The 11,500-nt window shown below is 30.9% G+C and carries 11 protein-coding genes and 1 pseudogene; 6 read left to right on the forward strand and 6 right to left on the reverse strand.

Annotated features, from left to right (window positions below):
* From DJ93_RS00220 to DJ93_RS33005, 3 genes and pseudogenes are all read left to right on the forward strand, one after another.
* Positions 1–476 (forward strand): MarR family transcriptional regulator (locus tag DJ93_RS00220; protein ID WP_042978646.1); only part of this gene is annotated, 476 nt, incomplete at its 5' end.
* A 720-nt stretch (positions 477–1,196) separates the two neighbouring features.
* Positions 1,197–1,718 carry a DUF3967 domain-containing protein gene (locus DJ93_RS00225; protein WP_042978647.1) on the forward strand — a complete coding sequence of 174 codons (522 nt, stop codon included), beginning with the start codon at positions 1,197–1,199 and terminating at the stop codon, positions 1,716–1,718.
* A gap of 152 nt (positions 1,719–1,870) precedes the next feature.
* A pseudogene (locus DJ93_RS33005) lies at positions 1,871–1,996 on the forward strand (collagen-like protein); the annotation flags it as partial.
* A gap of 742 nt (positions 1,997–2,738) precedes the next feature.
* Here the strand turns inward: DJ93_RS33005 and DJ93_RS00235 are convergent.
* On the reverse strand, positions 2,739–3,197 hold the full coding sequence (locus DJ93_RS00235; protein ID WP_152569949.1) for a hypothetical protein: 459 nt from the start codon (positions 3,195–3,197) through the stop codon (positions 2,739–2,741).
* A 324-nt stretch (positions 3,198–3,521) separates the two neighbouring features.
* Between DJ93_RS00235 and DJ93_RS00240 the strand changes: the two genes are divergently transcribed.
* Complete coding sequence (locus DJ93_RS00240) at positions 3,522–4,043, forward strand: DUF3967 domain-containing protein (RefSeq protein ID WP_042978649.1); 522 nt, start codon at positions 3,522–3,524, stop codon at positions 4,041–4,043.
* A gap of 92 nt (positions 4,044–4,135) precedes the next feature.
* Here DJ93_RS00240 and DJ93_RS00245 read toward each other — a convergent pair whose 3' ends face one another.
* From DJ93_RS00245 to DJ93_RS32765, 4 genes are all read right to left on the reverse strand, one after another.
* Entirely contained in the window at positions 4,136–4,519 is a 384-nt protein-coding gene (locus tag DJ93_RS00245; RefSeq protein ID WP_042978650.1) for a YmaF family protein, read from the reverse strand.
* Between the two features lie 284 nt (positions 4,520–4,803).
* The gene (locus tag DJ93_RS00250) at positions 4,804–5,499 is read right to left on the reverse strand and encodes a CsxC family protein (RefSeq protein WP_042978651.1); all 696 of its coding nucleotides are present in this window, start codon (positions 5,497–5,499) and stop codon (positions 4,804–4,806) included.
* A gap of 1,378 nt (positions 5,500–6,877) precedes the next feature.
* Complete coding sequence (locus tag DJ93_RS00255; RefSeq protein WP_042978652.1) at positions 6,878–7,069, reverse strand: hypothetical protein; 192 nt, start codon at positions 7,067–7,069, stop codon at positions 6,878–6,880.
* 104 nt (positions 7,070–7,173) lie between these two features.
* Positions 7,174–7,350 (reverse strand): hypothetical protein, encoded by a 177-nt coding sequence (locus DJ93_RS32765; RefSeq protein WP_161785241.1) that lies wholly within the window; start codon positions 7,348–7,350, stop codon positions 7,174–7,176.
* An 814-nt stretch (positions 7,351–8,164) separates the two neighbouring features.
* Here DJ93_RS32765 and DJ93_RS00265 point away from each other — a divergent pair.
* Complete coding sequence (locus tag DJ93_RS00265; protein WP_042978653.1) at positions 8,165–8,593, forward strand: helix-turn-helix domain-containing protein; 429 nt, start codon at positions 8,165–8,167, stop codon at positions 8,591–8,593.
* A 55-nt stretch (positions 8,594–8,648) separates the two neighbouring features.
* On the opposite strand, the gene DJ93_RS00270 is transcribed toward DJ93_RS00265, so the two are convergent.
* Positions 8,649–9,251, reverse strand: coding sequence for a hypothetical protein (locus DJ93_RS00270; protein ID WP_052109472.1), 603 nt, complete (start codon positions 9,249–9,251; stop codon positions 8,649–8,651).
* 519 nt (positions 9,252–9,770) lie between these two features.
* On the opposite strand from DJ93_RS00270, the gene mobV reads away from it, so the two are divergent.
* Positions 9,771–11,087, forward strand: coding sequence for a MobV family relaxase (gene mobV, locus DJ93_RS00275; RefSeq protein WP_052109474.1), 1,317 nt, complete (start codon positions 9,771–9,773; stop codon positions 11,085–11,087).
* The last annotated feature ends 413 nt before the right edge of the window (positions 11,088–11,500 follow it).

Raw genomic sequence — 11,500 nt, forward strand, 5'->3', positions numbered from 1 at the left:
GTGAAGAGTTGTACTTAGGAAAGAAGAAAAAACCATCATCTAAAATTAGGTTTTCTCAATTTATTCAAGAAAATTGGAAGTTCTTACGAGATGAAAAATATTTTACTAGTGAGGAAAAAGTATTTTTAACGGATTTACAATGTAATGTAAGTATGTACTCTAATGCGATCGTAGATGATGTTAAGAAGAAACTTCCTTGTGCGCTAACTATTGTAACAATTGCCGAGGTTTTGAAAACATCAAGACCAAAAGTTAGTAGAGTAGTTAATTCTTTGATTAAAAAAGGTGTCTTAGCAAAATCGATATCAGGAGATTTTAAAGATAACCAGCAAGCAAAAGATTATGTTTTGTTTGTAAATCCAAACATTATTATTTCAGGTAGTAAAGATGATGTTTCAGAACATTTGGTTTTACAATTCAAAAATGTAATGAGTAAAAATACTGTCTTAAGTAAGTTACCAATTAAATTATTTTAGAGTCGTTTTTACGGCTCTTTTTTTATTTGAATTTATTACCAAGAGTACCGTATCAAATTTGATACGGTACCGTATCAAATTTGATACGCTAATAAAAAGTATGAATTGTTTATATTACTAGTTTTAATCTACTTTTTGTATTTATAACTATCTCATTCTATATATATAGCTAAAAGTTCCGAAAGGAACGGGTCGTATTTTTGAGAAAAACACTCAAAAATCTCCACCCTCTATATAAAAAAGCCGGTTCGTTAATCCTCACCTAAAGGCTAACGCCTTTTCTTTTTTATATAGTCCTTGCAAAACTTTTTTCGGCTCGATTCGCTTTTATCGCCAAGCCGACAGACAAAAAGTAAAGCAATGGTTCTCGACTTGGACTAGCAAGTATACGAGCCGAACCGCTTAGATCATTCGTCTCTAAATAGTTGTTATTCTAAAAATAGATACGTAATACGTGGGGTTTCGCCCCCACACGACGAGCCAGCATTCTAGCCAAAAAGAAAATTTCAAACCAAAAGATCAGAACAAAACCACGTTAAGTAAAAAATAATAAGCTGTCCATATGGAAAGCTTATTTACATGATTTTCGAAAGCGGAAGTTATTTTTAAAAGATAATTGAAAACTCATCTTTAAATTTAAAAAAGAAGGGTTACCTTTTTAAAGAAGGAAAACACTACATAGCAACTGAAAAGCGGCTTAGAACAGAGGGAGGACAAAATATGGCTCAAACTTATTGGGGATCTGAGGTAGCCAAGAACTTAGGGATTGGCTCAAGTACTTTGCGTAAATATTGTCTTGCCCTGGAGGAATCCGGGTATCTTTTCGAGCGCGGCAATAATAATTCTAGAATTTTTTATCATACAGACGTAGCAACTATAGAACGGATAGTAACAGCTATGAACAATAAGAACGTAACACTCGAACAGGTTATAAACCTAGCAATGGCAAGTGTTGAAGGAAATGAGATAGCAACTGTTGTTACAGATAACGTAGCAGATACAGAACACATACAAGCATTAACAGAACGGATAGAACGATTAGAACAACTTAATTTAGAGTTAATTCAAAGATTAGATCAACAAAGTAAACTTTTACAGGAAACTGATGTTCAAAGGATAATAAGAGAAGAACAGAGAGATATTCAATTAATGCAAGTATTAAGAGAAATAGAAGATAGTAAGCGTTTAATAGCAGCTTCAGAACAGAAGAAGTCATTTTGGAGTCGCCTGTTTAGTAAATAAATTAGAATTTAATGATAAAAAAATCCCACTTTTTATTTTACAAAAGATAATGATTGTTTTTTTGTCTATTATTGATAATAATATTTAATTTTTATAGGTTTTTTACTTATACTTGTATGTTTGCGGATTCATAAGTTGTAAGGTGTAAGTGGTTGAAAGATAAGGTTGGTGTGGAAATGAGTAAATTTAAAAAGAAATTTCATATTCCGTGTGAGTGTTTTCTTCCCCCTGTACCTCCACTTCAAATTGGACCAACGGGTCCAACAGGACCAGGTCCTATTGTGAGACTTCAATTTCTTTATGTAGCAAATCCTGGAGATGACACAGTAGAAATTTATGATATTACGAATCCGATAATTCCAGTACGTGTAGGAGAGTTTAATGGTGGGAATTTAGATCAACCTTTAGGAATGGCTATTTTTTCGTTATTTGGTTAGTGAGGTCTATTATAACAACATAATTATTGATAAATCATAGATATATTATTTGAATAAAAGTCTTTCAGAAAATTTGAAGGGATTTTTGTAGGTTTTTAGATATAGGATGTTTTTGCCGATCCCCCGAAAAAACAAGACTATTTTTTTTTTTATCGTTTTTTCATTTTTTGGGTGTGGGAATTTTCCCACACTCTACCCCTTATAAATCTTTGATATTACTGATTTTCTTTACTTTGCTCTTCTCACTCTTATATATAGGGCTAAAAGTTCCGCAAGGAACGGGTCGTATTTTTGAGAAACCCACTCAAAAATCTCCACCCTTTTAGCTTAGCTTTATCCTTGCAAAACTTTTTTTGGCTCGATTTGCTTATATCGCCAAGCCGACAGACAAAAAGTAAAGGAAAGATATGAAAATTTTAGCGAAGCATAGGGAAGAATGTATATCATATTTATGTGAGGTAAATATAACGTCTCATTATTAGTAGCGAACGAAAAAAGCTTATCCTTTCTTATAAAGGATAAGCTTTTTTAAAATTATTCATCAAAATTATAATATAAACAAAGAAAAGAATATTTATATTCTTTATGTTTTACCAATCGTTATGGTGTCTACATTTACAAGAGTCACTACAATGTTTATGTTTCCACCACCAGTCGCTATGGTGTCTACATTTACAAGAGTCATCACAATGTTTATGTTTCCACCAGTCGCTATGGTGTCTACATTTACAAGAGTCATCACAATGTTTATGTTTCCACCAGTCACTATGGTGTCTACATTTACAAGAGTCATCACAATGTTTATGTTTCCACCAGTCACTATGGTGTCTACATTTACAAGAGTCATCACAATGTTTATGTTTCCACCAGTCACTATGGTGTCTACATTTACAAGAGTCATCACAATGTTTATGTTTCCACCAGTCACTATGGTGTCTACATTTACAAGAGTCATCACAATGTTTATGTTTCCACCAGTCACTATGGTGTTTACATTTACAAGAGTTATTACAATGTTTATGTTTCCACCAGTCACAGTCACTATTCCAGCTCATTTTTTATACCTCCTCTCGAATAAGAGTTATATTATTTTATGTTTTAATAAGAAAAAGGTTTGTTTACTAACCTATCATTGTTACGTTCAGAGATTAAAAATAAACAATGTTTAAAAGTTATAGAGAAACTCTCTATGAATATAGAATTTTGTATAAAAAAGTAGTTGTTTTATAATGTTCTATTTTGACAAATTTTAAAAGATAACTGAAAACTTTTCTTTAAATTTGAAAAAGAAGGTGTTACCTTTTTAAAGAAGGAAAACACTATATAGCAACCGAAGAACAGCTTAGAACAGAGGGAGGATAAAAATATGGCTCAAACTTATTGGGGGTCTGAGGTAGCCAAGAACTTAGGGATTGGCTCAAGTACTCTGCGTAAATATTGTCTTGCCCTGGAGGAAGCTGGGTATCCTTTCGAGCGTGGTAACAATAATTCTAGAATTTTTTATCATACAGATGTAGCAACTATAGAACGGCTGATAGCAGCTACGAACAAGAAGAATATAACACTAGAACAGGCTATAAATTCAGTAATGACAAGTGTTGTAGAAAATGAGGTAGCAACTGTTGCTACGGATAGCGTAGCAGCTTCAGAACACATAAAAGTATTAGCAGAACGTATAGAACGATTAGAACAACTTAATTTAGAGTTAATTCAAAGATTGGATCAACAAAGTAAACTTTTACAGGAAACCGATGTTCAAAGGATAATAAGAGAAGAACAGAGAGATATTCAATTAATGCAAGTATTAAGAGAAATAGAAGATAGTAAGCGTTTAATAGCAGCTTCAGAACAGAAGAAATCATTTTGGAGTCGTCTGTTTGGTAAATAAATTTAGAATTTAATGATGAATTATGGTTATTAGGTTTGTACAATTTTTTTATTTAATATTTAAAGAAAGATGTGCAATTTGCACATCTTTCTTTATAAGAGAGGTCGGTCAATTAAAGTAGTGAATTCTAATTCATGAACGTGGTCATCATCTAATGTAGTTGTTCCGTTGATAAAATGTATATGCTTTCCATTACCGACAGGGATAGCAGGGCCTGTTGTTATTGCTACTTCATGATGATGATTAAAAAAATCAGTATTAACAAATATTGTATGTACATGACTATTGCCCATTGGTATTACTTCACTAGTAACACCTGCAAAACGATGATTATGTCTGTCATCACATTCTTCCGCTAACTTAGTACTAGCTGTAAATTCATGTACATGTGTTTGGATTTCACATTCTTCTACGGTGTTTGTATTATTTTGTTCTTTTGATTTTGGAATATCCTTATCTGATGGATGTTTACTCATGAAAGAACTACCTCCTTTTAGATAAATCTATTTTTAATATGTTATTTGAATTAATAATGTTGTATGTCAGTAAATTATTATTAATTATTTCTTTTCAATTTTTGATAATGATAATTTCTTTTTGCACCAGAATTATTGGTTAAACATATCTTGTAATATTGAAATGAGTTGCGCTCACTTATTTCAATATTACAAGATATGTTTAAGTAGATGGGTTTGGAAAAATAAATATTTTTCTTAATAGTTTAAAACAAAGAAGCACTCAAAATGAGTGCTTCTTTGTTTTAAACTTGTACTTGTTGTACTTGTAAAACTTTTAAAGTAAGATCTAGTACAATTTTTTCACGAAGAGTATCAAATGGTTCATTTAAGTTTGTTGGACAAGGAGAAAAGTCTAATTCATAGAAGTTAGCGCTGACTAATTCGCAATATGGTTGTTCGTTATAAAAAACTGCATTTTCGAAGAAGTATTTGTCTAGACGTGGTAAATCACCATCTTTAGGATTAATAAAGTGAGAAGTAGTGTCTGAGGAAGCTGCTATTAAAGCTTGTGATAGAAAATCAGTTCCTGATAAATCTGCAAATCCATTAAAATTAACATTTGCAATACGGTCATATAGAACTCCATTACACTCATCATTTGCATATTCAATATTTTTACGAATATATCCTTGTACAAATAATTTTGCTCTTGTAACTCGGCGGAAATTTGTACCTGGTACTGGAGTAAATGCTACAGGAACCAATTTACATTGTGTTAAAAATACGTTTTTTAAGACACGTTTAATCTCAGTTGCTGGAGGATCTAATGAAATATCAGATTCTACAACAATTTGAATCGTTCTTTCTGCTAATACAACTGGTATTTTTACAATTGGTGCCCCTGGAGTAAGAATTGGTGTTGCAGGTGCATCATTTAATGGTGTTTGGGTTTGTCCTGTAACTTGACATGGTACATTAATTGGACATTGTTCACTCATATTATCTAATCACCCTTTTTAATTTATTTTAGATTTTTAAAACTTTTCCATGTTAATATATTCGTTTTTTTTATTTGTGTATGAGCTTGTATAATAGTTTTTGAAATTTATTTATTGAAGTTTATTAATAAAATACAGACAATAATCTATGATTATCAGTATTTTATTAATAGTCGATGCTTTTATGAGGCATATTTGTCTATGAAATTTTATTAATAATATATGTAAGCAAGAAAAAATGTTTTGTATTAATAAGATTATAGAAAGGGAACAGTTAGTAAAATGTGGATTCACAATGATATAAACCTATCTCTTGATATACATCTGCTGTTTTAACAATGTTAAGATATTTGAGACAAGTCATAGGAGATATTATGAAGTCTTTGTTTTTAAGGTTTTACTTTTGTATCAATAGGATTTACTCTATTGAGACGTACTGGGAAATATTGATGCACATTTGAATGAAAAAGTATCTTAGGATAGCTGGTTTTTAATTGGTTTTTTTAATTCTGGTGGAATATATAGTAACTATGTTTTTAAGTTGAAATTAGAGTGAGATAAATAAAATGTCGAATTTATAAGAATTTTGTGATTATTTGTTGATTTATGTTATTTTTAATGTTAAACTCATAACAACAAAGAAAGAGTAAACAAAAACCCTTAGCGATTAAATTTTCAGAATTTTTAGTCTTATCGGTCAGTTTACTCCATTTAATTGACATGTTTGAGTATTGCTTTTCCACTCTTTCTTTGTTTTACCCTATAAAAGAAAGCAACCTGTTTTCATACAAGTTGTTTTCTTTTGTAAAAAATTAATTTGTTATTTTAATAACAGTTGTGATTAGTATTTTAAAAGTTATTATGATTTATGAGGGGGGCACTGGTTAATAAATTGGATATTTAGTATTACAATGGAGTAAATTGAGAAAGAGGTGAAAACCAAGAAATTTGGATTCAGTTTTTTAATTTTGGAAAAGGAAGAATAGTAGTGGACATACAATTACAATAAGGGAATGCAGTATAGATCAGTATACATGCATTCCCTTTTTATGAATATGTTATGTTTTTAATATAGAAAAAGTAAAAAGAAGCATCTATTTATAGATGCTTCTTTTTTAGTCAGTTTGAATGAATTGGAATTTTGTTGAAAGTATTGCTTTTACTTTACGTTAAGAAGTTATGATAAACGGTATTTAATGATTTTTATGGTACTTTTTTTGTAATAAATAAAGTTCCATAAACAATCGGTTGGTTTCGCTTTTTATGCTGAAATCCTTTTTATATCAAGGGTTACAGACTTAGCGTAAGGAATCTGGGGAATATTGGTGTTACCCCTTAATAGATTTTTTTGTTATTTGATAGGTAAATATAATAAGAATTAAGGACGCCCTTTGCATCCAAATGATGATGATCCCTGACCAATCAGATTACAATAAAGATCATCTAACCAGCCTCGCTCTGCATATGTAACTCCAGAATCTTTTGTATTCACTTCATTTGCACTTACTGTAATTCCCCCACTAAATAACATTAATACTGAAGCTGCACTTAAAGCTAATGATTTAAACATAAAATTTCCCCTTTTTTCTATGATTTTACAGAAAGAATAGCATGTTTTTTACTTTGTTAGATTGATAGAAATGTGATGCTATCCCTTAACGGATTTTTTGTTATTTATCTCCATTTTACGCATCCCGTTGGAGAACCGAACAACTCACACTTAAGATCATCCCAAAAACCGTATTGTGCAATTTCAGCATTTTTTGTATTCACTTTATTTGCACTAGCTGTAATTCCCCCACTAAATAACATTAATACTGAAGCTGCACTTAAAGCTAATGATTTAAACATAAAATTTCCCCTTTTCTGATTTTTTAGATTACAAAAAAATTCTAAACCATTTAACTCGATATGTAAATAATTTAAATAAAAGTTATAAAAAGGATGTTATCAAATAAAAAATTTATATTTTTGGGTTTATCTCCTTTTCGTGAAGGGAATAACCAGGTATTTATTTATGGTGTTTTGAATGTATACTTTTGTGGTTAACTTTGAGGATGTTAGGGTGATTGGGATAAAGTCAACATTTTAGGCATTTTGAATGTAAATTAATATTTAAAAGTTTACTTTCAATAATAATAAAAAAAGTCCCTTAATAATGCTAAAGGGACTTTGCTCACACAAATGATCTGCACATCAATTTATTTTTGATATATAGATCATTTGTATGATAATTTTTATAAATAATTGTGGAATAGTGAACTTACATAAATGCTTTTATAAGTTCTTGAACTAATGGAAGTGCTGCACCTACAAATTTTAAAACTGCCATTGCGATTGTCATATTATTTCCTCCTTTTTTTTCGTATTAAGATGTGGTGAATCTTTATATTTTTATTATAGTAAGCGCTTACAATTATATCAATGTATTTTTATATGCAATATTGCATATGGATGAGGTAACGAAATATCACATTTTCTCATTAAGGAACCCTATGTTTTTAGGATTCTTTTTTAGTTTCTGATAATATTGTTTTAGTTGAATGTAGATTTAAAAGATTTAGAAAGAATTTAAATATGTGAACCATTAGTTTACATCTATTAGACTAATGGTTTCTTTATTGATTACGGTTTTATATGTAATGATTTCTTAGAGGTGAATAATATGAATTTAGGTCCGCAATTGAAAAAGTTTCGTGAATCAAAAAACTTTTCACAAGAAGATGTAGCCCGAAAGATTGGAGTGACTAGACAAGCTGTTTATAAATGGGAGAGTAATAAAAGTTATCCTGATATTGATAATTTGATTTTACTTAGTGAATTGTATGAAATAACAATTGATGAGTTAATAAAGAGATCAGAGGATGTTAGAGAGGAGTTAGATAAAAAAGATAAGGATGAATGTGAGGACGATGATGATGAAAATGATTTTGGCTTTTTTATTGGTAGTGCTCTTATATTTATAGGAATATTTATTGGTATTGAAGGAATTTCTTTATTTATAACTATATTGGGAATGTTGATAATGGTATTTTATAGTGATGTGAAAAAAGCGATTATTAATGAATTTAAAATAAAAAGAAGACCGAACTAGATTGTTTTTCTAGTTTGATTTTCTTTTTATTTAATGTAAACAAATATTCAAAAATTTAATTTTTAACTTCTATATAAGAAGTTTGATCATTCCAATTAGTCCCATCTCCCATGTAATGATCTGTAAGATTTATAGTTGATCCATAATATTGGCTATTATTAAAAGCTATACCGTAGCCATAATTATGTTCTGGCGTATGTTGCCAAAGCACTGTATAACTTCCATATTTAGCAGTACTGATTGAAGATATTTGGTCATTCCAACCATTTCCTGATAATGAAGATACGTTTCCAGGGGAAATACTAAAATAGGATCCACCTTTATTGGTATCCCAATAGAAATCTGTACAACAAGTACCTGAACCTAGATTTTTAATAATATCTTTATTTATTACATTTTTTTCTAAGTTGAGATAATTAATAAATTTATCTCGATTAGAAAACCCTAATATAATTTCTTTATCATTTTTATCTTTTTTTCCTGTCCTTACTTCCAGTTTCACAGATTTATTAAGGTCAGGAGTAATAGTTTGTTTTCCATCAATCAAATTATAGCGACTTTTAATTTCTGTAGCTGCTAAAGATGTAGAAGTAAAACTAAACATAGTAAGTAAGGCAAAACAAGATGTAAGTAGTATGATGCTTAATTTTTTTAACAATTTTTTCATCCCCTTGAAGTTTTTTATAATGCAACAATTTAACGTATATTCATCTATGTGTAATTTAATTACTGGTATATGGATTGCATGTAAATAGAAAGAAGAAAAAACTATGGATAATCTCTTTTAAACGTTATACCAAGCTGTATAAATTGTTGGTCAACGGTAAGCGGAACGAAGTGAGCATTAAGGAGTTGACTGACTCATCTGTCCCAGACCCTCTTGTGGATTGTCAAACGGTATCCGTTTGACCCTGCCTACCGGCGAGGGAGCCCCCTCAAAAATTGAGGGGGTTGGGGGTGTTTTTTATATGGGGTCTGGGGAAGCTTTCCCCAGTGGGTTTGGGCAAAGCCCAAGGTTTTTGTTCTTGCACGGCTTGTCCGTGATCGGCGAAGCCGACGTGTCCCGTAGGGCACACTCTATTGTTGCGTAGTGACAATATAAGAGTGTGTTCTCTAATTGACATCCAATTATCCTCTATGCCATGATTAGGTGGACGAATATAAAGGGGCTGGTTCTGTGAGTTATTCTATTTTCCGAGTGCAAGGAATTAAAACGATAGGAGATCTACGAGGAATTGGAAAACATAATGCGGATAGAGTTTCGTATACAAATCATGATATTGATCGGGCGAAATCAAATGAGAATATCGAGCTTGTAAAATGTGAGGATACATATTTAAAACGATTTAATGAGATTACAAGTGAAATGAAAATAGACCATGAGAAACGTATGAAAAGTATGCGATCTGATAGACGGAAATCATTTGATCAAGCAATCAATAGTGCCAAAAATGATGTGGCTTGTGAATTTCTGTTTACGAGTGATGAGGAATTCTTTCAGAATAAATCGAAAGAGGAAATTGAAGAATGGGCGAAACATTCTTTTGAGTTTCTTGAAAAAGATATTGGTATTACAAAAGATAAAATCATTCATGCAGCGGTTCATATGGATGAGAGGACACCACATTTGCATGTTGTAGCAGTTCCTTTAATTAAGGCGTATGACGGACGTAGAAAGACTGATATATGGCAAATTAGTCGTAAGAAGTTTATTAAAACAAAAGAAGATTTAGCGAATTTGCAAGATAGATACCATCACTGTATGAATGAACATGGGCATAAGTTGGAAAGAGGTACAACAAAAGATATTAAACATGCGACAGTTCAAGGGTTTAAAGAGCAAACAAAATATCATGAAAATGAGTTTGTACAAGCATTAAAGAAAGCAGATCATGCAAAAGAATTGGCAAATAAACTAGTAGCGGATGTAGAAGATGTTTCGAAATTTGATAAAATTCCAGTGCATCAAGAAACTATTTGGGAACGTGAAATGTTTAAAAAGGTCGAGAAAGCGACAGGAAGGGTTATTCTGGAGTCTAAGGACTATCAATCTATTAAAACCCTTGCGAAAGCTTCAGATGTGCTTAAAACACAAAATAAGAAGCTTATAGGTGATAATGATCTTTTAAACAAGGATAGAATTAATTTAAAAGAAAAAGTGGAACATTTAATAAAAGAAAATCAACAACTTAAGACTGAAAATCTGGAATTAAAAACGGAAAATGATTTTTTGAAGAAAACGTTGGAACGAGTGAAGGAATTTTATAAAGAGAAAGTACCTCAACTTGCAAACATGGTGGGCTATATAAAAGCAACTGTATTAGATAAGATGGGGAAAAAGTTCTTGAAGCGCCATTTTGTAGATGATAGTGAGCGTAATGGGGTTCAAAAATTCTTTAGTGATAAACAAAAAAAGATTGAACAACAAAAGAAGGAAAAGACATTAAAAATGAGGTCTAAAAAACGAGATCAAGACTATGGGATGGAGCGTTAAAAGAGTAGATGTTTTCAATTGATGAGGATTAAAGTTTTATGTAGAAATTTGTGGTAAAATGAAAAAAGAAACTTTGCTGCGAACAAAGTTTCTTAAGAATTTTCCAGGTAGGAAACCACCCTAACCAAGAAAAATGATTCATAAAATAACTATTCATATTTTATCAAACAATACACGTTTTGGGAATGATAATATAGTTATTTGTTTTATTAAACATACATAAAAAAATATTGGTTTTGGTTTCCTTCTGGCATAGTAGGAGGGTAACGGTGAATAAAATTTTAGACTTCGGACAAGCTGAAAAAAATGCTAGACAAAGAGATTTAGAGTCTGAAAGAAAACAGTATGAAAATGATTTTGGTTTTTCGAAAGAGGAAATTGAGAAGGCGATGGAAGTAATTTCTCAAGCAACT

This window comes from Bacillus clarus, assembly GCF_000746925.1.
GTDB lineage: Bacteria > Bacillota > Bacilli > Bacillales > Bacillaceae_G > Bacillus_A > Bacillus_A clarus.